The sequence below is a fragment of the Bradyrhizobium sp. dw_411 genome, assembly GCF_018449695.1.
In the GTDB taxonomy this organism is placed as follows: domain Bacteria; phylum Pseudomonadota; class Alphaproteobacteria; order Rhizobiales; family Xanthobacteraceae; genus Bradyrhizobium.
Window position 1 is genome coordinate 15,147 of the sequence record NZ_JAAVUY010000025.1, and the last position, 24,632, is coordinate 39,778.

The window sequence follows — 24,632 nt, forward strand, 5'->3', positions numbered from 1 at the left end:
GCCGAAAGACTCTCTCTCGACCTCCAACCCGTCGCGGACACCCCGGCCCTCCTCTCACTCTCAAGCGCGCCGCAACGACGAACGGCTGAGGTAGAAGGCGAACGCATCACGCGGCCTCCTCGTTGCCCTCGGTGCCGACGTCGATGGCGTGCGGCTGGAACGCGAGCAGGAAATCGGACGCCTTCGATGCCGCGCTCGCCGCGCGGACGATGGCGCGGTTATCCTCGCGCAGCACCTCCAGCCACGAGCCGATGTAATCGGCGTGGCGCACCGTCGGCACGATGCCGAGCGAGGCGCAGACGAACGCGCCCGCCATTTCCGCGACCAGTTCTTCGCGCGCGTAGGATTTCGAGCCAAACGATCCGGAATGATCGCGCTTGAGCCGGCCCGGGGCGCCGGTCCAATGGCCGAGTTCATGGAAGGCGGTGCGGTGCCAGTTGATCGGCTCGAAATACGCGCCCGGTGGCGGCACCTGCACAAAGTCACCCACGACATTATAATAAGCGCGCGCACCGCCGATGCGGAAATCCGCACCCGTCGCGGCGATCAAGGCCTCGGCCTGCGGCTCGATCTGGCCCGGCGGTGGTGGGATGATCGACGCGGCGATCTCTTCGGGCAAGCCGTCGCACTGGTCGGTGTTGAAAACGGTGAAGCGTTTGAGGAACGGGATCGCGCCCGGCTCCTCTCCAGTTTCTGCAGCACGGCGGCGCTCGTCTTCCGGCGTGAAGCGATCGGCATAGACCACGGTGGTGCCGCGCTCGCCCTTCCGGACATGACCGCCGAGGCCGAGCGCCTGGCGGAAAGTCAACCAACTCTGCCCGGAGAACCCGTGTTCGATGACGGCGCCCCACAGGATCAGCACATTGATCCCGGAATAGCGGCGCTGCGTTGTGGCGTTGCGCGGTAGCGCCAGCGGCGCCTTCGCCGCCGCGGTGCCCCATGGTTGGACCCAGGGCACCCGCCCGGCTTCCAGCTCGGCGACGATCTTGTCGGTGATTTCAGTATAAAGGCTCGCCCGGTTCTGGCCGGTGCGCACGCTGCGATCATGTTTGGACATCGCGGTTCTCCGCGACGGGCGCCGGAAGCCTCTCTCCCAACCCTCAACCCGTCGCGGCAACCCAGTCCGCACTCTCACTCTCAATCGCGGTGGGTCCGCATGCGACGCAGGCGATCGTGCCCGCGATGTGCGCCACATGCCTTGCGTCAGGGATGGACGCCCGCAGGGAGAAGACCCGCAGCTTGCGGGGCTTCAGCGCAGCCGACAGCCCGGCCCGCAGGGCGACGCCACGTTAATCTCCCCAATCTCCCTATCCGGGACACGCAAATCTGTGCGCCGCCAGCCGTAACACCTGAAATCGCTGATTTTCAGGGGGCAGATGTCTATTGTCGCGGTTTCACGAATCAAAGGAGCCACGATGGCAACGCAGATGACGAAATCGCAGTTGATCGAACAGATTGCGACCAAGAGCGAACTGGCCAAGAAGGACGTCAAGGGCGTGATCGAGACGCTGGCCGAGATCGGCTACAAGGAGCTGAAGAAAAACGGCGTGTTTCTCGTCCCCGGCTTTGCCAAATTCGTCGTCATCAAGAAGCCAGCCACCAAGGCCCGCCAAGGCACCAACCCCTTCACGGGCGAGGCGATGACCTTCAAGGCGAAGCCGGCGCGCAAGATCGTCAGGGCACGTCCGGTGAAGGCTGCGAAGGACGCGGTGTAAAAGATATCCTGCGATAGAGCCTCTCGCCTTCTGGCGAGTGGCTCCCTGCAGCTCAGCACCAGTTATGCTTGAGCTACAACACAGTCGCTTTGGGAGGATGTTCCAATTCGATCCGCCGCTTTTCGGCATCTTTCTTTCGCTTGTTGGCGGCGATCCGGTATTGGTCAATCGCATCGAGATCACTCTTCATCTCGACTGGCGTCGGAACCGGGATAGCCTTGCCGGCCGCCATGTCATGTCCCGAGCGTTCCGAGACCCGTTTCATCGCCCAATAGACCTGCTTGTGATCTTCATCTTCGACAACGACCATCCGCAGGCTCTGTGTTTTGACCTCGCTGTTAAATCGTTCAACGACTTTGCCCAGTAGGACTTCCTCAACGAGTCTTTCCCAGGTTTCTCTAAGATCGGTGTAGAAGTCTTTCGCAGACCGCCGCCATGCGTCCGTCGTGAAATCCGTGACGCCGTCAAAGCCCTTCAGCCGCACTCTGAGAGTGTCAATGCGCTTCGTGACAGGCTGTGCGATCCACGGCTCATCGATCTCGCTGATCAACCCAAAGCCGGCGGCTTCCGACTTATTGATATAATTTCGGACGAGAGGAATCGCCGGACTGGCTTGAGCTGCCGCATCGACCACCTCGTTGAAAAATAGAAGATTATGCGTGAAGATGATAACCTGCCGTCCCGCAGCCGCTTCTTTCACCAGCCTTGCGGCGACCCGCCGGATCCGGACATGATCGAGAGACGATACCGGGTCGTCAATGATCATGCCTTGGCGCGATGTGTCTCCGCCAACTTCGGCGAGGAAACAGGCCAGCGCAAGCGCGCGCTGCTCGCCTTCGCTTAGAACCTTGCTGTTCGGGGTTGCTTTGGCCGCGTTGAGCCCAACCTCGAAGTAGCTTTGCCCATCCTGGCTCCGATCATTGACGGCGAACGGAATGTGCGTCAGCGCCAGAGCCTCAATCTCGGCGACGATGCGCTTTTCGAGATTCTCCATGACGAGGCTACGCCGCAGCGATGTCATCTGCCGGGACACTGAACCGGTCTCGACGACGTCGCAGCATGCGAGAAGCTTGCGGCGCTCGTCCAAATCCGCCAGACGCGCCAGAACCACGGCAAGATCGTCAGACAGCTTCTTTCTATCCTTGAGCGCGTCACGCCGCGCCCGATCGGTGGCGCGATTGCCATCGTTGGCAGCCGCCTTGTCGTCTGCCAGCGCCTCCGCCTCCAGTGCTTCCACCTCCGTCCGAAGTTTCGTTGCGATGGGGTCGGCAAGCAGAGGGAATGCAGTGAAATCGGCCAGCGCGGCAACGCCGACAATTGCATCTCGCCTCTTGCCGGCGGCCGTGCAATAAGCCGCTATTAGCGGCACCATCTCCTTGCGGTTGACCGCTAGATCGCCGAATTCGCCGAGCGCGGCCTCGACCGCCTCGCTGGTCGCGATGGCAAGGTCTTTGATCTGGCGCAGGGCTTCGGCATGGGCATCGGACGCGCCTTGCGCCGCCTTATTAGCTGCGCCCGTAACGAAATCGTTGAATGCCCGCACGCGAGCCGCAGCGTCCGCTGTCATCGGCTCCTGGCAGAGCATACAACGATCGCCTTCTTGGTCCGGCAAATGCTCATGATCAATACCGGTGACGCTCGCGGCATAGGCGCGCGCATGGTCGAACATAAGCCGCCAGGGAGAAAGTCCGACGCCGGACAACGGCATCGTCGCAAAGGCACCTGACGCGGCAAGCTTCGCGGCCTGGGCTGTCGACTCGGCAGTCGCATATAGATTGCGATAGGTCTCGACGGCGGCCACTGAGAGCGCCTCGTCGATCTGTTCCGACGCTGTCAGGAGCTTCTGTAAAGCTGCCTTGGCACGTCGGCGCTTTGCGGCCATCGTTGAGGGGTCGCTTGCCAGGGCCTGCTCAAGACCAGCGAGCTCTGCCATCTCCTGCTCTGACACTGCCGCCAGCTTCCTCATCTCATCGGCGGAAGGCAATGCTTCCTTGGACTTAATTTCGAGACGAGCGAAAAGCTTTGCGACCGCGCCGGCGGTCGTGTATCCGCCAGGCAGCGGTGTTTTCAATTTCTTCTCAATGGCTTTTATCTCGTCCCGAAATCCAGCCTCCAACTCACCGCGAAGAAGGCCATGGCGCTCGAGAAGCGCAATCTCCGCAGGCAGAAATCCGATCCGATTTTGCTTGTCGACGTAGAGGCGAGCGTTTGCGGAATCGAAAACGGAAATCCGCGCGATTGGCGCAGGCGGTTGTGTTCCGTCTTTCCAGGTGATGGGAGTGGGCTCCGTGGCACCTTCTTCGAGAAACCGGACAAGCACCTCGGCCGGTGGCTTGACGCCGATCTCAAATACGTTGCCAAGAAGGTCGTCCGCCGTCAGGCTACGGCATAGTTTCTTGGCTATCCGGCAATAGCCGCTCTTTCCGCTTCCGTTATCGCCGTAGATGACGGTGATGCCGTCGGTGGCGAAACGCAATTGCTGTTCTTCCGCCAAACGGTTCAGATGCTTGACGGGGCCGAGCGAGCAAAGCACCGCACGCGGCTCATTCGAGCTGCTTGCCTTCAGATGCTCCGTCGCGAGCGGCGAGCATGTCGGCGGCTTATCCGATACAAATCCGCCCACATGGCGGACCCGGGCGGCAATGGCGCTCTTGTCTTCCTCATCAAGGATGAAGCCTGGCTGCGCAGCATGCCTTCTCAGAGCATCCCGGGTCCAGTCATGCTGCTTGTCCGCCCATTCCAGAAGTCCAACTTCGGCCATTCCCCACCCCCGTTTTTGGCGACATTATAATTATTGATCCGTTCCGATGTTATGTATTCGTGCGTCGGGACAGACTTTCTTCGCGATGTCGCACAGGTGCCTATGATGCGTCAGGTAGATGACCTGCCCTGCTCCTGCCATGTCGGCGAACAGCCGGAATGCTTCTTCGGCTCGAAAATCGTCAAACGTCTCCATAATATCGTCAGCGACGAACGGCACTGGGCTGCGCGCTCGAACGAATTCGTGGTAGCCGGCCACGCGCAGCGCGAGATAGAGCTGGAAGCGTGTACCTTTCGATAGTTCGTGGGCGGACTTCGAGCCGCCTGCGGCCGACAGGGCAATCAGGGTTTCGCCGTCCCTGCCGGGCTGGGCCACGAGCCCACTATAATTGCCGCGACTGACCGTTCGAAATGCCGCGGAGGCGCGCGTCATCATCGAGCTACGATGGTGCTCGCGGTAAGCCCGCAACGCCTGCTCCATGGCGATCGTGCCCGCACGGAGTTGCAGGTAGCGTCCAGCACCGTCCTGGATTTCTAGCAGCGTCGTGCGGCGACGCTCCTCAATTTCCGCGACTTTGGAATCCCCTCCGATCGCCTCGACTTGATCAATCGCCTGACTTCGCGAGGCGAACAGTTCGTGGCAACGCCTGTCTTGGTCGTCGAAACGTGCCTTCAGCTCGATAAGCTCAGCCTCCAGCCCAGGTCGATCGGCAGTATCGAGGATGCGTTCGGCTTCAGCAACATCGGGGAGGCGTAATGCTTCGCGGATTTCATCCTCCGCATCTTCGACATCCGCCTGCAGTTCAGTTCGTTTGCCAACGTCCAGAAGTTTTCCAGCGATCTCGGCCAGAGAAAAAACGCCGAAGAACGATGTCATCCTACTTTTCTGCTCTTCGTGAATCGCCAGCGTTTCCGCCAGCAACCGTTCCCTCTTTTGCGCGTCTCCGAGATTATCCGTTGCTTTGGCGCGACGTGCGCGATCTGTGACCGCGTCACGAACACGATCGCCGACGCGCTGCGCCAGATCGAGGACCGTGCTTGAACCGACCGGAATCGCCATCTCGCTACAGATGGCAGCAATTTCATCGCGAAACGCGGTCTGGTCCTTTTCCATCTTATCGATGCGATCGACCAAGCCTGCCTTCATTTCGAGAGCTGGTCCAAGATCGGCGATGGCTGACAGAACCTCGCGCACGGTCGCAAGCGCCGGTATTTCGGCCTGATCGCCGAGCCAGCACGCCTTGCACGCCGTAGCCCAGGATGTGGTCCAGATCTGTTCATCTGCGCTCGCCTGTTCCGCGGCGCGTTCGCGCTGTAGTAGCTCGCGTTTTCGCTCGTCCGCAGAAGCGCGCAAGGCCCGAATATTGCCTTCGCGGTCGAGGATCACCTGAGCCGCCGTGAGAAGATCGTCGAAGCCAGATTCAGAGTCATGGGAGACGCCGGCGCCATCGAGGACAGCTTTCAGCCGGTCATGAGCCTCCTGCGCATCGGCCTCGGCTTCGCGCAAGTCACGCTCGGCTGTAAGAACAGCCTCTCGCGTTTCCAATACCTTCTCGCGCCGCGCAAGCCAACCTTCGACGTCTGTCAGCGCGACATCATCGGCGAATGATGCCGCCATCGTGCGAACAGCAGCCGCGATCTCATCGCGAATTAACTGCACGGTCGTTGCAGCTGCGTCCTTAAGTTCGATGGCCCGCGTCAATTCCGCCGTGGCGACGGTGAGAGATTGCCCATTCTGATGCAGTTTCGCCAAATCTGACATATGCGACTGGCGGCTCGATGTGATGATGTCGTCGTGTCGCAGCGCGCCCTCGAACGCGTCAGCTGATGTGGGCTCGAGATCACGGCGGTGTGCTGACCAGGCCTGCTCGCGCTGTGTCCGGATGGCGGCCGCCTCTTGGTCGGAGACAATGCCTGTCATGCCGGCGATGGCGTCGCGTTCCGCTTCGAGCCGGCGTACCTCGCTTGTCAACCGATCAACATCGGCAACATGTTGACGGAACTCCCGCTGCGCATCATCAAGCGCCGTCTTCCAATGCTGGATTGCCTCCCCACTAAGGCACGGCATTGCGAGGAGGTCCTCGACCTCGCCCCGCCAAGGATGCAGCATCCGGAGGCGATCGGTCAGCGTCATATTCGCGGCCTCACGGGCCCTTATCGCCAATCGGCGTCGCGCAACATGGTCAGCGTTGCGCGAGGTGGCGACGGCCGCCGTCAATCGGGCGATCGCGCCGTCCCTGCCTCGTTCCGTTTCCGTATCCTCTCCGGCTTCGTGCAGCGCGGCCTCCGCATCCGCCAGCCGGTGACGGGCGTCTGCAAGTTCCGTCGTGGCGGTCCGGATGGCATTGTCGATGCCGGAGCGAGATTCGACCAGCTCGCGCAGGCGACCGATGGTTGAAGCCCCGAGCAAGAGGCGTCGGGGGTCCGCTTCTCGTTCCCGCTCCATCCGGGTCAAGATGCCGGCCACGGCCAATTCCGCTGCTTGCAGTTGCAACCGCCGTTCCGGAATATCCTTCTCGGCTGTCACATGCCGGGCTCGCAGGTCAGCGAGCCCTTCCACTCTGCTGAAAAGCCGTAATGCCGGCTCGTCAACGGTGATCGACTCGATTTCAATGCCAAGTCGCTCGATCTCGTCGGCGACTGCCCGCGTTTGTACGCCGAGCTCTATCTCCTCCTTCTGCAACTTCGGCAGATCCTCGCTCCAGGTCGAAGGCGGAACAGGTAACTCGGCGAGCGGCTGGAGGCGTTCGCGGAACGATCGGAGCGCGGCGAGACGCGGCAGAACGGCGAGATGACGCTGAATTTCGTCGAGCCGCGCCTGGATGCGCGTTCGTTCACCAATCGCTTCGTCATATTGTGACGAAGCACGGTCGCGGATGTCGATGAGCCGCGCGTAGTCAGACGCCAGCGTATCGAACCGCTCCCGTTCGGCTTTCAATTCGGCGAGACGCGTTTTGAGATCGGCGAGAATCCCGCTCCGCGAACGATATTTGTAGAAGCCATCGGCCTCCGCCCTTAGGTCGAGTAACTTGCGGCTGAGATCGGAAAGGCCAGCGCTGGCCGAAAACAGCAGCTCTCCAAGATCACCTCTGCTGGCGAGAATGCTCTCGCCCCCTTTTTCCAGGGTCTCGTCATCAAGTGAAAACATGGTGCGATATGACTCGCGATCGATGCCGCCAAGTTCGCTACGGATAACGCTTTCGGCAATCGGTCGATCGTCGGAATCAAGCAGGCTGTTCTGCGGCCTCTTGATACGAACGAACTCCCGGGCTTCAGCGGCGAACTCGAGGACGCCGCCCACCCGCATGGTTGGATAAGGATGAAGGAAGCCGAACGGACTCTGCGTTCCCATCCCGAACAGCAGATCGAGAAAAGCCGCGAGAGCGGTCGATTTGCCCGCCTCGTTCGGACCATAGACGATGTGCAGGTCCGGCAGGCTTTGCGGCCTTTCACCGAAGTCGATGCTCTGACCGGTAAAGTTTCCGAAGCGAGTGAGATCGAGGCGTTTGAGGCGCATGAGCTATGCACCCTTTTCGGATGCGTGGAGTCTCGCAAGAATATCCTCAGTGCCCTCTCGCGCCAGAAGCGTAAGACCCGCCTTGAAGGCAGCCTCGTCAGCGCCGAAGCCGTCGCGGCATTCCTGCGGGAGCTGCGCTCTCAATTCGTCGGCGACTGCGGCGAGCTCCGCCTGAAAGCTCTCCGACTGAAGCACCTCCTCCTCGATGAGGCGTCGCAGTTCCACGAGCGGATCGGCAGAGGAGTCGGCTGTCTCCGTAACAGAATGGGTTGCCACTTCGAGCTTTTCGATCCAGCACGCACCGATGAGGGATCCACGGTCATCCGCCTCGGCCTTAAGGAGATCATGATCGCGCCGAATGCGCCAAGACAATGCGGTGGCACCGGTCACGCGCAGCCGGGCAACGAGATGTTCGGAGCCGACGGCCTCACGCGTCTGCTCCAGCACGCGGGTCACAGCAGTGATAAGATCGCGCCAGTCGTCGAGGCCGGTGGCGTCGATCGAGACCCGTTCAAATTGTGCGATACTGGTGGCTCGCTCCTCGATGTGGATCGAACGATCGTCCCGAATGGTGACAAGCGTCACCGATTTTGCACCGGATTCGTTGATGTCGCGCCCCTGCGGCATGCCCGGCATTACGATCGCGCAGGCACCTTCCACAATCGATCGTTTATGCACATGACCCAGAGCCCAATACTGGAAGCCGGTGGCGTGCAGGTCAGATAGACTGCATGGCGCATAAGGATCGTGGCCGGGAGCTCCTGCAAGGCTCGTGTGCATGATGCCGATGTTCACGGCACCCGCGACCGCGGGCTTGTACTTTGCGATCAAGCTTTCAGGAGCGTGCGGTTGCGCGAAACTCAGGCCATGGATTGCGACAGGGAAATGGCCCGCGTCCCGGTCGACGGCCACTGCTTCAGCGCGACCGCCGAAGACCTTCACGGAGTCTGGAAAGGTCAGTTCCTTCGTTATTCGAGAAAGCGCGTCGTGATTGCCGCGAATGATAAAGACGCGAATCCCGGCCTGATGTAGGCGTCGGATCTGCTCGGCCAAAAAACGCGCCGTTTTCATGGATGTCTGATCACCGTCGTAAAGATCGCCTGCCAGAACCAGCGCGTCGACGCGCTCTTCCAGGCATAGATCGACGATGCGTACAAAAGCCCGCCGCGTCGCGTTCCCAATCAGGTCGGCAAGATCGGGATTGCGCAGGGCAAGCGACCGTAGCGGAGAATCGAGATGAATGTCCGCTGCGTGGACGAAGCGATACGATGCGATGTTCCCCTCCCCTTATAACTCAATTGGATCCCCGTAGCCTAACGGTCAACGTCATCAAAAATGGATCGCCTCGCGGGCGCTCGGATCGCCACAGGTTTTGCTTCTTGTTCACGGGCGACCGGAGACATATGGCTCCACTCGGCAGCGTGATCGGGCTTGTCTTTCGCCTCTTTTCGCTCGCCAATGTCCTCGATCGCGCGCGCCATAGCCTGTCGCGCTTCATCGATCAGCCTTCGCGTCGAGGCGTCCAGCCCATCGAATTCCTCCAGTATATCGAAACCACGTGAATAGTTTTCGAAATGCGACTCTGGATCATCGTTGAGATCGGCATCCTCCGCAATCGTCGCAATACGCACCGGGGCTTCGACCAACGCATCCGAGCGCAGTTTGATACCGAGTGCTATTACTTGTTGCGGCGGCATCAATCGCAGAATGTCTTCATCTTCGAAAAACGACAGATCGAAATCACTCAAAGCCGTTTCTTGAAGACGGGTGCTCGATCGATCTTGATCGTATTCGTCCAGCCACCCCAAACGATAAGCGCGGGCATGTGCCAGAACCTTGGGATCCTGAGATACGCGATAACTAGCCCATGATTCCCGCCGAAGAATCTCTTCGTCGGCGACCACGACGCGCTCGAACACCTTGTCGCTGGCCCGTTCAGCTAGAAACCTGAACATCAACCAATTGATCGACGTCTCATCAGGGATTCGAGACAGTCGGGCAACCAAGACATCGTCCAAGGTCGCCGGAATCGTCGGGGCGTCCTGAATGGAACGCATGCCCTCGCAGACAAAGCTGCCCAGGATCGTTTCAATGGTCGCACCGCGGAGCAGAGCCGCAATGAAATGCGGCCGTTCCCTAAGAATGCTCGTCAGTGCGTCCGCGATTGTCGGATGAGCGAACGACCATGTCTCAGCGCCGCTGACGACAGCCGTTCGAAGAAACGATCCCTTGAGTTCAGCCAGGCTATCGCGGATACGCGGAGCCGGCACGCCGGTAAGTTCGCTCACGACGGATAGGGCTGACGCGTCGATTGTATTATGCGGCATCGCGCCTTGATGGACATAGACGAGAATGAGCGCGGCGCGAAGAGGATCGTCCAGAGCATTGATGGTGTCGATCAGGTGCTCCTTCGGTTCGCGCATGAAGCGGAGAAGCTCGCTCTTCGTGATAGCAAGGCTCTTTGTAAACGATGGGTCTCCGAGACGCTCGGCTATCCCAGGAAGAAATTCCGGAATGGTCGCGACTTCTTCGAGATGCGATTTGACGCTGCGCTTCCAACTCTGTGTCTGCGAGCCGAAGTTGATGTGATTGTAGAGAATCTGTCCTTTCTCCGATGGGCTCAAGTCACCGACATCGACAATCGCGCGGCCGTCGATAAACATTGGCAGATTGCGTTGTCCGAGCCGCCGCATCGCGGCTTCGTAGATGTGCCGCCGAGACGTCAGCAGAAAGCGATTTCCATGGCTTATCGCGGCCTGGACCTTTCGGAAAGTCGAGGCCCAATCCTGCACGTATTCCTCGCGAACGACATTGGAGCCGAAGGCGTCATCGATCCAGAAGAACCGACCGGGATCGTGGGCATTCCATGCGGCGTCGAAATCGCGCGGGCTGGTCAGATTCAGGACAGTGTGGCGTTGGCCTTCCGATGCGATCGTGGACAATATTGCGCCGATCGCGGATTTTCCTGTCGACGGATTCCCGAGCAGCAGGACGATGCCATGTTCGTTGAGGGCTTTGACGGACTTCCGATGCGCTGCGGTCGGGACATAGACTTTCAGTTTTGGGATCCAATGATCCAGTAACGCGCGGGTCTGCTGTAGCAGTCGCTGGTCCAGAATCGCCGAGAGATCGCCGAGCCCATAGACTTGTGGCACGAGGGCTCGCAAACGCGCGCTGCTACGTATCGCCCGGACTAGATATTGCTTGCCAAAGACATGCGCCTTTTTCACGCCAAGCGCGCGCAGCTTCTTCCGAAGCTCCAATGCAACAGGTGCATCGACGCTCATGCTCGTCATAAAAACGTAGGTGTGAGCTTGTCCGGCGGCGACGAGTTCCTCGACGTGCTCTAACTCCGGTGTCAAATCCCCAACCTTGAGGTGTTGTGAGGAATTCGAGGAGTGCTTGCATTGCACGCTGCCAATATGCGTTGCCCCGCCGCCGTTCGAAGGAATGAGAAAGACGGCATCTTGACCACCATCTTGCGCCTCTCGGAATATTTCGACGGGACGGTGAAGAACCTCCTCGCACACCTGCGAGCAAAGATCTTGAAATGCTCTCCAGCCGATGCTGTGCAATGCGAGATCGGTCCACGGCCCTTCGGCCCGTGCCGCTGCACCTAAGCCACCGGCATCGGGCGCCTGGCCACTGGCGAGGATGCCGCTATTTTCCGCTAATGCCTTCATCTCAATGACCGTCATCCCTACAGTTCAAGCTGCACTGGCCGTTTTATCTTTGGCTTCCGTTGCCCCGCTGACATAGCTAGGTTGCGTTCACGCGAGACGATCCGCAAAGTCGCGGCGCCTCGATGAAATTGCCGAAATGCCTCCGCTGCGGAAGTGTCGACGAAGCTGGTCGTTATCTGAGCATCCGCCGGTGGCGAGAGAACTCCAACGGGAACGCCATGTTGCCATCCTCGCGCTGCACGAAAACTCACGACCAGTTGCCCAAACGTCGGATAGGCATGGTCCAAATGAGCCTCGGCGAATGTGATCAACTCGTCCGACAGATCGCACGGTACGCGGCCGGCCTCATCGCCGTGGGTCTCAAAATGGCGCTTCTTCGCGGTGAGAAGATCGGCCGCGACCGCCCCTCGGCAGGCATCGTAGAATTCCTGCGCGTTCGATTTCGGCTGGCCCTTCACGGCACTGATGTAGCTGAAATCGGTGTCGGTCCCGTCGGTCCTATGGACCCAAAAGCCAGGTGTCGAATATCCCTCTCCGACGTTTCGGCGTCGGAAAAAGTGCTCGACACCGGATCCGATCTTTGCGGGGCTGTCGGTGATGACGGCATCGTAGCGCTCAAGGAGGGCAACCAGATCATCATGATCCGAGCGATCTTCCACGACCTCGTTGTCAGAATGGCGGGCAAGCATATCCTTGAAATGGGCTAACGCCGTTGTCTGCGTTTTCCAGGACCGACCGTTCGGCAAATTGATCGACTTCGCCATCACCCCCCCCCCATCGCATCTCTGTTAACGCCGTCTCACGTGCTGCGGTGCCTCAGCCAGTAAGAGGTCTTCGATGCTCTTACACAACAGTTTTTCGAATGAGATCGGCGCTGTCCGAAAGCATCGCGCGCTGCAAATTCATTTGCGACATCTGTGCGACCCGTGCAGACGGGAGGAAGCGTTTCATCTCGGCGTAGAACGCCGTCGCTGTCGCGTCCTTTGCCAATTCATCGAGACGGGCATTTGCCTTGACCGCAATATCAGTGGTGCCGTAATCGGCGAATTTCTTCAGAACCATCTCACGATCGGGTGTCGCGCCGAGCTTGTTGACGAGAAACCAGACGTCCCACACATCGCGGAATTTGAGAACCGCCCTTGCGGTCAACGCGACTGCCTTGTCTGCAAGGATCTCATTCGGAGTTTCGGCGTTGAGGATCACATCTTGAATCTGGACCAGGCCCGGCGTTGCACTGACCGTCAGCGGCTTGGAGTCGTAGGACGGGACGTTGGCGAACTCGATCTTGATGCGCGACTTCGGCGTCTTGGGCGTCGGATTGACCGGCACTACGATCTGCCATGCGGCGACATTAACGTCGCTTCCCTTGACGAGCTCTGGCTGTGCTGGACGTTTCAGAGCAATCTGCGCGGCATCAATGTCAAAGTCGCGCTGCAGAGTTCGTTTCGTGGTTTCGAGCGCCTTATCAACGAGGGCGTCGAACTCGACGTCTTTCAGATAGGCGCCGGCCTTGCCGCATACGAAATCGAGGTCCTCGCTGTAGCGCTCGCCGCCATAGCAAAGGCGCAGGGCGGTCCCACCCTGAAAGATGACGTGCTGAAGGACGCCCGCCTCGGACAGCGCGGACAGGAGATGGAGATGGATGGCCTCCTTCATCAAATTCTGGTCCATGCCCGCTTCGATCCCGCGGCGTTGGATGAAGGCGTCGATTGCGCTCTTAAGCCCGCCCGCTTTGCTGCTCATCTAGGCTCTCTTCCTCCGAAATGGCGTCGGCAAGAATTTCTTCGTCAATCAGATTGAGGTTTCTGCCGACACGGCGCAGGTCGCGAATGGCGGTGCGGATCGTGGCTTCCAGCGTTCCGTCATCCTGAACGACAACGTCGGTCCCGACCTCGATCTTACGACCTGTATGGGTAAACTCCACCGCGCCCCAAGGCGTCTCGAACCGCCCAGGCGATCCGGTCGTCATGCAGGTCAGGGCGGTCGTAATCTGCGAGATGACCCCTGCTTCCGAAAGTTTGGATTCCAGGCTGATGTAGTTGATCTCGCGCGGTCGCAGGAAGCGAAGGAGACCGCGCCGAGCATCCGCCGGCCGCGACCGGGCATGGGGGTTGACGTAGACGCCTCGCGCTGCGCGGATCAGCGCCCCCTGGTCCGAGAGCCGCTTCATCATCAGTTTGAGGTAAGCTGGGTCGACGCCACCCATCAGCGTCGAAAAGCTGGGGGGCGTGAAGGCCCAGACGCCGGCAACATCGGCCTGGTCAAGCTTCTCGTTGAGGTCTCGCCGCTTCATAAGTCATATTGTAGTTATCAAATTTGATAACTGCAAGCCTATTTATAGCAGAATTCGAGGAGTCGGCCATCCCGCAGCAGAAGCTTGCCCCTGCGGGAGCGCCTGCACCATGCGACCATGTAAGTGGCTCTCGCTGATAGGCCAGAAGCCCTTGCGATCGAGCTCCGTCTGGTAACGGCAATTCAGATGCCCGACCAAGTTTCCCAAGCTGAAATTCAGCGTTGCCCCGATCTTCCGGATTTTCCAACCCTTGTCGACAATCCGCCGAGGTCAGCCGGCTCGGTTTCGCCATGGGTGTGTATGCCATTTCCCGAATATCGCGCCTGGATTGCACTCGAAGTAGGCGAGCAATCCGGCCTATAGTCGCCTCGGTGGAATAAACGGGGGCATTTGCAGGTGGGTTCGGTCGAAAAAGCGCGTTGGCTGCGTGACTTACAGCGCTTCCTCCCTCTCCGGAGCCAGTTCGTCCTTTCTGGCAACACGCGAGACCTCCAAATTCATGAACCGGCACCCGGAACGATCACCGCGGTGCCGCTCGCCCGGGCCCTTCCGGACGCATTGAAAGAGGCAGGGTATCAGCGGATCGCCAGCTTTGACCTGCTAAACGGCTTCCGCGCTTTGGAGCCCGGCGACGACAGTTTTCTGACACAGCTCGGCCTGACGCCGACGAATGGCACCGCGGCAGGCGGGCTTGACCTTTTGTCCGCAACGCTTGAACGACTCGTGGGTGCTGACGGCCCGCCTGCGGTCCTAATTATCGACTTCGCCTCACGGCTGATCACGCGCAACGAGGCGCTTTCGCCGGCAGAGCATCAATTGTTCTCCCGAGCATTGATCCTTTCGCATTCCGCGCGCGCCCGCCCCGCGGGAGACCGCCGCCTGCCATTCTTCAATGCGGTTATTTGGATCGTCGACAAAGAAGGCGATCTGCCGGACTGGTTTCTCATCGGCAATCCGCGCGTTCGACACATTCCTATTAGTAAACCCGACCATACGGCGCGAAGAAGCTTGGTCCGTTCGCTGATGCGAAGTCTTCCAGGCGCTCAAACCGCCGCCGAGGCCGAGGTTGAAAAGTCCATCGAAGGCTTCGTCGATGAAACCGAAGGACTCCTGCTTGTCGATCTGAGCGCCGTCGCGCAGCTCGCTCGGAGCGAGAATGTCGCATTCGACAGAATCTCGGACGCAGTGCGACGCTTCAAAGTCGGCGTGACGGAGGATCCTTGGCGCAGGATCAGTCGCGACAAGATCAGTTCGGCAGAGGAGTTCGTGAGGAGGCGGGTAAAGGGTCAGACCCATGCCGTCACCCACATGCTAGATATTGTGAAGCGCGCCGTTACCGGAATCGGTCAATCCCCGCGGGGTGGACGACCCAGGGGCGTAGCGTTCCTCGCCGGCCCGACCGGTGTCGGAAAAACCGAGCTCGCAAAGACAATCACAAGCCTGCTGTTCGGGGACGATAGTGCTTACATCCGTTTCGACATGTCGGAATTCAGCGCGGAGCATTCCGATCAGCGCTTGATCGGCGCGCCCCCCGGCTACGTTGGATATGATGTAGGGGGCGAACTCACCAACGCCGTCCGGGAAAAGCCGTTCAGCGTCCTTCTGTTCGACGAAATCGAAAAGGCGCACCCACGGATCCTCGACAAATTTCTCCAGGTTCTGGACGACGGCGTTCTGACCTCCGGTCGCGGCGACCGTGTCTACTTTTCCGAGACTTTCATCGTATTCACTTCCAACCTGGGGATTTACACACCCGGTCCGTCCGGGGAGCGCATCGCCAACGTCACGCCCGACGAGACGTTCGATACCGTGAAACGAAAAGTTCGGGGCGAAATCGAAAAGCACTTCAAATCCGTGCTCAACCGACCCGAGATACTGAATCGCATCGGAGAGAACGTAATCGTCTTTGACTTCATCCGTCCCGAAGTCGCGGACGATATCTTCGATCAGATGGTCGACGCCCTACTCAACGATGTCGGATCACTGGGTTACGATGTTTCCCTTTCCAAGAACGCGAGAGCCACGCTCCGCGGCTTATGCTTGGCCGACCTTTCGAACGGTGGCCGTGGCATCCGGAACCAGGTCGAAGCGCATCTCATCAATCCGCTTTCACGCGCCCTCTTCGACAGTGACGCGCAAACCGACCGCCGATATGAAGTCCAGGAGATCACAACGGGCGCATCGACGACGGTTACGTTTGCGAACGGGCCGGTCTCATGACCGCGAGCATCGCACTGTCGCGCATTCATTTTCCGGTCACGACCCTGGGGCCGGGCCGGCGCATCGGCATCTGGTTTCAGGGATGCTCGATCCGCTGTCCCGGCTGCATCTCGATGGACACGTGGGCGCCGGGCCGTGGAATCACGACCATCGACGAGGTCATCAGCGCAGTAACGCAGTGGCTTCCCACTGCCGACGGCATCACCATATCCGGGGGCGAGCCGTTCGATCAGCCCATCGCCCTGCTCGATCTCCTGAGAAGGCTGCGTTCGCTCACCGAGGCGGACGTGCTCGTATTTACCGGTCACCCGTGGACCAAAGTCAGGGAAACGGTGGATGCTTCCCCCGGCTTGATCGACGCTCTCGTTACGGACCCGTTCGATGTCAGTCAAAGCCAAACGTTGGCCCTTCGCGGCAGCGACAACCAGCAACTTCACTTCCTCACCGCATTGGGCCAAACCCGCTTTGCATCCTTCCAAGGGCCGATCACCGAGGTGGAAAGAACCCTGGACGTCATGTTCGATGACCGTGGCGACGCCTGGTTCGCGGGCATACCCGGTCGGGACGATTTCCGGCGTTTGCGGGAAATGCTCGAGAACGCCGGCGCAAGCCTCAGCACTTCAGAAGACAAGCGACCGTCGAGCGGCGGGATGCCCGCCCGATGATCAGGCTCTGCCCGAACTGCAACACTGAACGGCCTCTTACGGAAATCTTCTGCGAAGGTACGGTCGACGCCCATAACTGCGGATGGGACCTTTCGGCGGTCGATATCACACTGCCCGGGGTGCCGGCTCCGAAGCCTCAGCCCATACCGACGCTGGTACATGGGCCCGCCTGCAGAAACGGCCACGAGAACTCGCCCGGAGATCTCATTTGCAGCGTGTGCGGAGAGCCAGTTGATGAGCGGCCGGCCGACCCGACGCCGGCATCGCAGCCGTCAGCCTCGCCCGAGCCGAACCTCGAGCCCATCGAGACGGCAATAGACGGTTGGCGGCTACAGGATCGGATGAGTTCATCGAGCACCGTTCGCGAGCGTTTCGCGGCGGTTCGTGAGTCAGACGGTCTAAGGGGCGTACTTACCCTCTATGCGGCGGGATCCGAGCCGGATGGCGCAATCTACGACCTCCTGCGCAAACTTCCACGTGATCATGTGCCCGAGATCTTCGCGACCGGGCGATGGTGCGGCCGCGCATACGAAGTGGTCGAAGAATTTACCGGCGGGACGCTCGCCGATCTGCCGCCTGATTTGGAGGGACCGGAAGCGATCCGGATCCTGGTCGCCGAACTTGGTCAGGCGCTTCACTCCCTGTCCGAGGCGGGTCTGAGACACCGCGATTTACGTCCTTCGACGATCCTTTTGCGCTCCCGGGATCCTTTAGATCTCGTCATCACTGGCTTCGGTTCGGCGCGCCTTTCGGAATTCGACCTCGATATCGCCTCTCCACTCGAGACAACGCGCTACATGGCGCCCGAGGCGATTGCCGGTGGTGTGGCATCGGCCTCCGACTGGTGGAGTATGGGCATGATCCTTCTGGAGCGCGTTACAAGCGGCGCGTGCTTCGAGGGTATCAACGAGCAAGCCTTCCTGATCCATGTCCTCACCAACGGCGTTCCGCTTCCGGAAAATCTGAATGCCAATATCGAGCTGCTGTTTCGCGGCCTACTCGCCCGCGACCGTCGACATCGGTGGCAGTGGAAGGAAGTCCAGGCTTGGCTTGCCGGTGAACCAGTCGCGGCACCTGAAGCTGCCGCTCGCCCCGAGGATGTCGATGGCCGCGCGGCAATTTCTTTGGGAGGCAAGCACTACCGCTCGCCGGGATCCTTTGCGCTGGCGGCGGCCGAAGCGGCCAACTGGGACGCCGCAAAAGACCTCCTACTGCGTGGCGCGGTGGCGACATGGGCGTCGGAAGCAGATTTCGAGCCGAGAATTCCCTCCGCGCTTCGTCAGTTCGCCAGAGCTGAAGGCCTGACCGACGACTTGCGGCTTTCGATCGCCCTGAAGACGCTGAACCCGTCCATGCCCTTGATCGTCAGGGGCAACATCGTCACGCCGGGATGGCTCCTCGACCATCCGGACGACGGATATAATCTGATAACTGGTCCGGCCCCGGATCTCATCCGGAAGGTCGATCCGGACGATTGGCTCTGGCGCCTCAAGCTGCGGGCTGAGACAGTCCGAAAACGCCTCCAACAACTCGAAATCGCGATCGACGAAGAAACACTGCGCGTCCACCTACTTTCGACATCCATGGCCCGCCTGGCCGCACTCTGGGAGGAAAAGCGGAAGCTGCTTCCCGACACGGACCATGCCGGCGTGGTTTCCCTGATCGAACGTCGCCAGTCGGCCGAGGAGGATCTCGTTATCCTTCTCAGCGCATCGCCGGGCCAGTTCCGATCCGTCGCCGAGGTGGTTGACGAAGCCGCCAAGGAAGCTTCTACGGCAGGACTGACCGGATTTTCACGCGATCCAGCCGCCGCACTGTTGGCGCGGCCTCGACGCGAGATCTACCGCATGATCGACGAGCGCATCGAGAATTTCGCAAGATGCGGCGTCTCCTCCGTCGACGAGTGGGCGAACCAGTTCCGCCTTGACCGGAGGATGCCGATCGCGCGCGCGTTGGCGCTGCTCTCGGTCGCTCCGGAAACCTGGAGGCCTCTGCCCAAGCAGGGATATGTGTCCACGATTTTGGACTTCTTCGCGAAAAGAATCTCCGGCGGAGTACTGCGCGGGCCGCTCACCCGCATGCTTATCGGAAAGACGGCGCGGGTGGACTTGACCGAGCTTGATACGTCGAGGGTGCCGGCGGCGGAGATTCTCGAGCATCTCCTTTCGCGCGGGACCCGGACGGTCAACGTCGATCCAGCGGCATTCTCCGAGAACGATGGGTTGGAACGCAGACTCCGTTCGCTGCACTCTCATGCGTTGCTGTACAGGCGCGATACCGGCATCGACGGCCTCTATATGGCCTTCCCGTTTCTATTGATGCGCGACGGCAGGCCGAACGCAAAGCCCCGCATCGCACCCCTGCTCCTGTGGCCGGCGCGGGTCATTCCGGAAGTCGGCAATCGCGGACACGTCACGCTGGGATATGGACGCGAGAGAAGCACCGACGCCGAAGCCGAATACGTCGTCGTCAACCCTGCCCTCGAAGGAATGGTCGGCATTCAGGAGGCCAAGAGGTGGCAGGAAGCCGCCCAAGAACTCCTTGCACGTGCGACCTTCTCAGCGTTGGACGTGATGGACGCGTTCGGACATCTTGCAACGGCCGTGGGTAATACGCTGTCCCCCTTGCCGGGTAAGGACGTCAAGGTCGGCGCCCAGGAACGGCAGATCCTTCCGTCCGCCGTTTTGTTCCATCTTGCCTTCATGGGTCAGGCCGTGATGAAGGATCTCGAATTACTACGGGGTCTACCTCCAAGCGCAACCGCACTTGAGGCCGCACTCCGGCTTTCCGATCACAAGCCTGAAAGCAATGGTCCGATCTCCGCTCGGGAGATCGAACGGTTTTTCACGGCGGACAGCGACCCCTCGCAGGAGGCGGCCGTCATGGAGGCTCGCCAGGCACCGGGCCTTGTCGTCGAAGGCCCTCCAGGAACAGGCAAGAGCCAGACGATCGTCAACATGGTCGCCGATGCGATCGGTATGGGAAAATCTCTGTTGGTGATCTGCCAGAAACAAGCTGCGCTCGAGGTGGTCAGGAAGCGTTTGGATAAGGAACGACTGGGAAACCGTTTCGTGATGATCACCGACGTCAACAGCGATCGCGGGGCCATCATCGCATCGGTACGGGAGCAGGTTGAGCGCTTGCATAGCCAGCCCGTCGGCGGAGCTCCGGCCTGGAAGCGGGATCGCGAACGGTTGGCAGCGCGCATCGAATTGCTGGAAGCGGATCTCGATCGGCAACAGATGGCGCTACATGCGGTGGACCCAAATACGGGACTGACCTATCGCACGTTGCTCGGCGAACTCCTGGCCATCGAAGCAGCTCAACCCAAGCCGATAGAACTTCCGTCGATCCGCCCGTTGCTCACGGATCTTCATCCCGCCGATGTCGTCACGCTCGAAGAAAATTGCGGACCGTTGGCAAGATTTTGGTTACCGGCCAAATTCGAAGGCAGCACTCTCTCGGTACTCAAGCTTTTCAATCCCGATCGGGGCACCGCGGACACTCTGGTGGAGTCTCTACGTATATTCGCGGAAATCGATGCAAGGCGCGAGCAGGTCGATGCCGAGACGTCGGACTCGTTGAACATCGCCGACGCCGAGCGCCTGCGCACCTGGATGGCAGGCGCCGAAAATTTGCGCTCCATCGGCGACGCTCTATGCACCAATTTGGGTCGTTGGCTTCCATTGTTCCGAAGTCCCGAGGGCAACGGTTCCCAGGGCACCAGTATGCTTGTCGGTCTCATCCAGGTCGAAGCGGGACTGTCCGCGCTCAAAGCCTCCCATCACCAGCCCCGGATTTCGGAAAAGCTTATTTCAAGTCGATCGGACGAACTGCGCAAGCTTGGCGCTATGGCTAAGACGGTCCTCAGCCCCGTCGGCGCACTGGGGCATATCAATCCAATGCGCTGGATCCGAAAGCGAAATCTGCGAAAGCTGATGACTGCAATGGAGCTAACTACGGACGATGAGGGCGTTCGGGCGTTCGATAATGCGATCGACCTGGAGATGAGCCTGCGCCCATTAAGGCTCAAGCTTACCGACTATGTAATGGCGCTCTTCAATCGCGCTCCGGACTCGAATCTTCCACCGGATCCCTTGGCTGCCCTCGCTGGCAATCTTCATTCCATCGTCACGCGCGTTCATACCTTCGTGTCGCTTATCGACGAATGCCCTCAGAAAGCCGAGTTGGATCAGGCTGCCATGACGGGCGCGATGAAGGACTTGGATACGTTCTTCGATCGTGCAGATCGTTCGCTTCAACGTCACGACGCGCGGGCGGCAAGCTCCCAGGCTCTAGAGCAGCTAAAACCATATCTCGATGAGCTTTGGATCGGGTTGCGGCGTTCAGCAATCCATGGCGGGCGCTCAAACGGGACCGCCGTCGATCTCATTCTCGAAGCTGCCCCGACACTCGCGAGCTTTCAGGAGTTTCGGCTTCGTTCGGTGCGTCTTGGAGAGGTGGAGCGCACGATCTTCCGGGCTCTCAGAGCGAAGGAGACAGAACTGCTGCGGCTGCCAGTCGCCGATCTCGATGCGTGCGTTCGCAGCACGATCGCGCGCGAGGCCAGGATTGCATGGAGGGCCGCGATGGAAGCCTCCAATCCGGAGGTCCTTTTCGACGGTGATGCAAGCGACGTGAAGGTGAAATCGCTTGCGGAAGCCGATAGGCAAATCCGGAACTGCAACAGAGAACTTCTCATCAACGGCATCGACCCCGTTCGCATTCGGCCGACGCGAGATTGGGAACAGATAACGAGGCTAACCGGCCAAAGGGCGTTGCGGCTACGCGAATTCATCGATCGCGGAAGCGCACTAGGCCTGCTCGCATTGAGGCCCGTTTGGCTCATGACGCCCGACGTGGCGAGCCGCGTACTCCAGCCGAAGCCCGGCCTCTTTGATATCGTCATCTTCGACGAAGCTTCCCAGATGCCCGTCGAATACGCCCTGCCTTCATTGTTTCGGAGCAAGATCGTCGTCGTCAGCGGGGACGAAAAGCAGATGCCACCGACCAGCTTCTTTGCGAGCAAGGTCGAGAACGATGAAGCGGCAATCTTCGATGGAGAAGATCCCGAAGACGCGGCAAGCGAGGAAGAACGGGACGTTTTCACGGAAACCTGGAACCGGCGGGAGATCAAGGACTGCCCCGATCTGCTCCAACTCGCCCGCTCGGTACTAAGGTCAAGAACGCTTCAGGTCCATTATCGGTCCGAGTATCGCGAACTCATATCCTTCTCGAACGCTTCATTCTACGGAAACCGACTGAGCGTACCGGTTCGCCATCCCGACGAAATCATACGCAAAGTGCGACCGATAGAGATGATCCGGTCGGACGGCGTATACAAGAACCAGACAAATCCGAAGGAAGCCGCCGATGTCGTCGAATACCTGAGCAATCTTTGGGAAGATGCATCTCCTCCTTCGGTCGGGGTGGTCACGTTCAATCGCAAGCAGGCGGACGCGATTGAGGATGCGCTTGAAGAGCGCGCCGAAGATGATGCATCCTTTCGCGACGCCCTGATGCGTGAGCGTGAGCGGACCGAAGGCGGCGAAGACATGGGTTTCTTCGTAAAGAACGTCGAGAACGTGCAGGGAGACGAACGCGACGTCATCATCTTCTCCACTACCTTCGGCCGTAACGAGCATGGCGTATTCCGGAAAAGCTTCGGCGCGCTGGGACATGCCGGTGGTGAGCGCCGGTTGAACGTCGCGGTGACACGCGCTCGGAAAAAGGTAGTCATGATAACTTCGATGCCGATTTCCGAGATATCCGACCTATTGACCACACGTCGTGGCCCACGAGTGCCGCGGGACTACCTTCAGGGTTATCTCGAATATGCCCGGACCGTATCCGAAGGCGCCGGGGATTCCGGCAGGACCCTGCTTGATCGGATGGTTACGGAGAAAGGCGCGGAACCCGATCTCGGGAATCACGAGGATGATGGCTTTACGAAGTCGGTCGAAAACTTCATGGAAGCGCAAGGATGGGCTCCGGCAAAGGCGCGCGACGGCGGAGCATTCAGCCTGGATTTCGCGGTCACCGATCCCCGGACGGGGCTCTACGCGATCGGGGTGGAGTGTGACGCCCCGCGTCACCGCCTTCTCGAAAAGGCACGAGCTCGGGAGGTTTGGCGGCCGAACGTGCTGGGCAAGGCGGTACCTCACATCCACAGGGTTTCGTCATACGCATGGACTCATTCAGGGGACACCGAACGTCAACGCCTCAAGGAAGCGGTCGAGAATGCACTTCGAAGCGAAGGAAGAATCCAATGAGCGGTCCCAAAGCCTTCCGTATCGTGACCCGCGCCGAAGTTATGACGATCTGCCGACGAAGCCTCGCCCGACTGGACGCCGCCATCGAGGACTGGATTTCTCGTGGCCAACGCAATGGCACGATCGATAAAGCGGACATCGACAAAGTCATTGCGCGACGGGACGCCCTTCGTGGTCTGCTGTCGGTTGATAAATTTGTCGAGCTTCAGAAGCAGCTTCCGGCTGAAATATCTTATCTTCAGGCCGACGCCGAACGACGCGCCGAGAAGGCTGCCGAGCTGGAAGCGCAATCGAAGCGAGCCATGAGACGGATGAAAGGAACCGCGCAAGCGCTCCTCGCCAGCCTCGAGTCGTCGGGCGTCCAGATACCCTACGAAATTCGGGAGGGACTAGCGTCTTCGGGAACGCCCTCCGAACGACTGGAAGCAGTAATCAATAAGGCCTTTCTCATGCTTCATTCGGCGCCCGCGACCAACGGCGTTTCCGATCTGCAGCGCGACATTGCTGACCGGCTTGGTGCAGGCGAAAAACGCATGAGTTTGGAAGAATGGACGTCCCAACAGCCTGGGGTGACAGAAGACCAGGCGCTGCTTCGGGTCGACGGATTTCTGGGAGAACTGAAAGGTCTCGGCATCGATCCAGGCCCGTTCTCGGCCCGCGTCTCAACTCTAGAACTTGAGTCCCCTGCCCGCCGGACCCTTCTCGCCGATAGCTTACTCCTCGACCTGGCGACCGCCGTCAAGAATGGTCGGGAACACAGCCGCCTCCAAAGCGACCTCCGCGCGCGCCATGCCGAGCTTTCGGAAATGAAGTCTCCCGAGGCCGCTTCGCTTCGATCCGAAATTGGCCAAAGTCTTTCAATGGTTTCGGCTGGCAATGAGGCCGTGCTCATCCAGCGTGCGGACTTTCTCATCGAAGCAGAGGTTCAGGCGATCGCTGCGGAAGAGCGCCGGCGCACCGTGCTCGAAGGCTTAGCAGGTCTGGGTTACGAAGTTTCGGAGGGAATGGCGACAGCCTGGGTCAATGGCGGCCGAGTTGTTCTCCGGAAGGCGGCCAATCCCGGATACGGCGTTGAGCTTTCCGGAGGATCGAAGTCCGACCTCCTTCAAGTCAGGGCGGTTGCGTTCGGCAATTCAACCGAAACGCGGGATTCAAGCCGGGACCGTGACATCGAAACGATCTGGTGCGGAGAGTTCGAACGACTTCAATCTTTGATAGCCAAGGATGGCGGACACCTAGCAATTGAGCACGCGCGGCCCGTCGGACAATTCCCGCTGAAAGTCGTTGAAGATAAACAAGGGACCGCTGGAGACAACGACGCAGTCAAGGTGACCCGCCATCTGCCTCAGTGAACGTTCGTCCTAGCTTCGAAGCCATCTTGCGGCAGTGAGATTCCGCAAGAGAACAGGCTAATCGCTGACCTCGCTCTCTTCCGTTTATGATCCAGAGCGAACGTCGCGGGCCTCAATCTGCACTTTCTGCTTCAAGCTTGTCGTCTCTCATGAGA

The 24,632-nt window shown here is 59.8% G+C and carries 13 protein-coding genes; 5 read left to right on the forward strand and 8 right to left on the reverse strand.

Going from position 1 to position 24,632, the window contains the following annotated elements:
* Window positions 1–106 precede the first annotated feature (106 nt).
* Window positions 107–1,057 carry a zincin-like metallopeptidase domain-containing protein gene (locus HB676_RS30620; protein WP_213742229.1) on the reverse strand — a complete coding sequence of 317 codons (951 nt, stop codon included), beginning with the start codon at window positions 1,055–1,057 and terminating at the stop codon, window positions 107–109.
* Window positions 1,058–1,415: 358 nt separating this feature from the next.
* Here HB676_RS30620 and HB676_RS30625 point away from each other — a divergent pair, with 358 nt between their 5' ends.
* Window positions 1,416–1,715, forward strand: a complete 300-nt coding sequence (locus tag HB676_RS30625; protein ID WP_213742230.1) for an HU family DNA-binding protein — start codon at window positions 1,416–1,418, stop codon at window positions 1,713–1,715.
* Window positions 1,716–1,788: 73 nt separating this feature from the next.
* Here HB676_RS30625 and HB676_RS30630 read toward each other — a convergent pair whose 3' ends face one another.
* The 7 genes from HB676_RS30630 to HB676_RS30660 form a co-directional block, all read right to left on the reverse strand.
* On the reverse strand, window positions 1,789–4,476 hold the full coding sequence (locus tag HB676_RS30630; protein WP_213742231.1) for an AAA family ATPase: 2,688 nt from the start codon (window positions 4,474–4,476) through the stop codon (window positions 1,789–1,791).
* A gap of 30 nt (window positions 4,477–4,506) precedes the next feature.
* Window positions 4,507–7,992 carry an AAA family ATPase gene (locus tag HB676_RS30635; protein WP_213742232.1) on the reverse strand — a complete coding sequence of 1,162 codons (3,486 nt, stop codon included), beginning with the start codon at window positions 7,990–7,992 and terminating at the stop codon, window positions 4,507–4,509.
* A 3-nt stretch (window positions 7,993–7,995) separates the two neighbouring features.
* Complete coding sequence (locus HB676_RS30640; protein WP_213742269.1) at window positions 7,996–9,267, reverse strand: metallophosphoesterase; 1,272 nt, start codon at window positions 9,265–9,267, stop codon at window positions 7,996–7,998.
* Between the two features lie 38 nt (window positions 9,268–9,305).
* Complete coding sequence (locus tag HB676_RS30645) at window positions 9,306–11,690, reverse strand: restriction endonuclease (protein ID WP_249780540.1); 2,385 nt, start codon at window positions 11,688–11,690, stop codon at window positions 9,306–9,308.
* 2 nt (window positions 11,691–11,692) lie between these two features.
* Entirely contained in the window at window positions 11,693–12,439 is a 747-nt protein-coding gene (locus HB676_RS30650; protein WP_213742233.1) for a DCL family protein, read from the reverse strand.
* 79 nt (window positions 12,440–12,518) lie between these two features.
* Window positions 12,519–13,418: a nucleotidyl transferase AbiEii/AbiGii toxin family protein gene (locus HB676_RS30655; protein WP_213742234.1), complete on the reverse strand. Its 900-nt coding sequence runs from the start codon at window positions 13,416–13,418 to the stop codon at window positions 12,519–12,521.
* Window positions 13,393–13,968: a hypothetical protein gene (locus tag HB676_RS30660; RefSeq protein ID WP_213742235.1), complete on the reverse strand. Its 576-nt coding sequence runs from the start codon at window positions 13,966–13,968 to the stop codon at window positions 13,393–13,395. The genes HB676_RS30655 and HB676_RS30660 overlap by 26 nt, the downstream gene beginning before the upstream one ends.
* A gap of 396 nt (window positions 13,969–14,364) precedes the next feature.
* Between HB676_RS30660 and HB676_RS30665 the strand changes: the two genes are divergently transcribed.
* Genes HB676_RS30665 through HB676_RS30680 form a run of 4 tightly spaced genes read left to right on the forward strand, consistent with a single transcriptional unit; the run spans window position 14,365 to window position 24,477 of the window.
* A complete protein-coding gene (locus HB676_RS30665; RefSeq protein ID WP_346347460.1) occupies window positions 14,365–16,188 on the forward strand; it encodes an AAA family ATPase in 1,824 nt (607 codons plus the stop codon).
* Window positions 16,185–16,853: a 4Fe-4S cluster-binding domain-containing protein gene (locus HB676_RS30670; protein ID WP_213742237.1), complete on the forward strand. Its 669-nt coding sequence runs from the start codon at window positions 16,185–16,187 to the stop codon at window positions 16,851–16,853. The genes HB676_RS30665 and HB676_RS30670 overlap by 4 nt, the downstream gene beginning before the upstream one ends.
* Window positions 16,850–23,125, forward strand: coding sequence for an AAA domain-containing protein (locus tag HB676_RS30675; RefSeq protein WP_213742238.1), 6,276 nt, complete (start codon window positions 16,850–16,852; stop codon window positions 23,123–23,125). Before HB676_RS30670 ends, HB676_RS30675 begins: the two co-directional genes overlap by 4 nt.
* Window positions 23,122–24,477: a hypothetical protein gene (locus HB676_RS30680; protein WP_213742239.1), complete on the forward strand. Its 1,356-nt coding sequence runs from the start codon at window positions 23,122–23,124 to the stop codon at window positions 24,475–24,477. The genes HB676_RS30675 and HB676_RS30680 overlap by 4 nt, the downstream gene beginning before the upstream one ends.
* Window positions 24,478–24,632: the final 155 nt, after the last annotated feature.

What these genes read in the sequence shown, in the direction of transcription:
- HB676_RS30655 (WP_213742234.1), bottom strand. Translation starts at nt 13,418, where the DNA reads ATGAGCAGCAAAGCGGGCGGGCTTAAGAGCGCAATCGACGCCTTCATC.
- HB676_RS30680 (WP_213742239.1), top strand. Translation starts at nt 23,122, where the DNA reads ATGAGCGGTCCCAAAGCCTTCCGTATCGTGACCCGCGCCGAAGTTATG.
- HB676_RS30650 (WP_213742233.1), bottom strand. Translation starts at nt 12,439, where the DNA reads ATGGCGAAGTCGATCAATTTGCCGAACGGTCGGTCCTGGAAAACGCAG.
- HB676_RS30670 (WP_213742237.1), top strand. Translation starts at nt 16,185, where the DNA reads ATGACCGCGAGCATCGCACTGTCGCGCATTCATTTTCCGGTCACGACC.
- HB676_RS30645 (WP_249780540.1), bottom strand. Translation starts at nt 11,690, where the DNA reads ATGACGGTCATTGAGATGAAGGCATTAGCGGAAAATAGCGGCATCCTC.
- HB676_RS30630 (WP_213742231.1), bottom strand. Translation starts at nt 4,476, where the DNA reads ATGGCCGAAGTTGGACTTCTGGAATGGGCGGACAAGCAGCATGACTGG.
- HB676_RS30675 (WP_213742238.1), top strand. Translation starts at nt 16,850, where the DNA reads ATGATCAGGCTCTGCCCGAACTGCAACACTGAACGGCCTCTTACGGAA.
- HB676_RS30660 (WP_213742235.1), bottom strand. Translation starts at nt 13,968, where the DNA reads ATGAAGCGGCGAGACCTCAACGAGAAGCTTGACCAGGCCGATGTTGCC.
- HB676_RS30620 (WP_213742229.1), bottom strand. Translation starts at nt 1,057, where the DNA reads ATGTCCAAACATGATCGCAGCGTGCGCACCGGCCAGAACCGGGCGAGC.
- HB676_RS30625 (WP_213742230.1), top strand. Translation starts at nt 1,416, where the DNA reads ATGGCAACGCAGATGACGAAATCGCAGTTGATCGAACAGATTGCGACC.
- HB676_RS30635 (WP_213742232.1), bottom strand. Translation starts at nt 7,992, where the DNA reads ATGCGCCTCAAACGCCTCGATCTCACTCGCTTCGGAAACTTTACCGGT.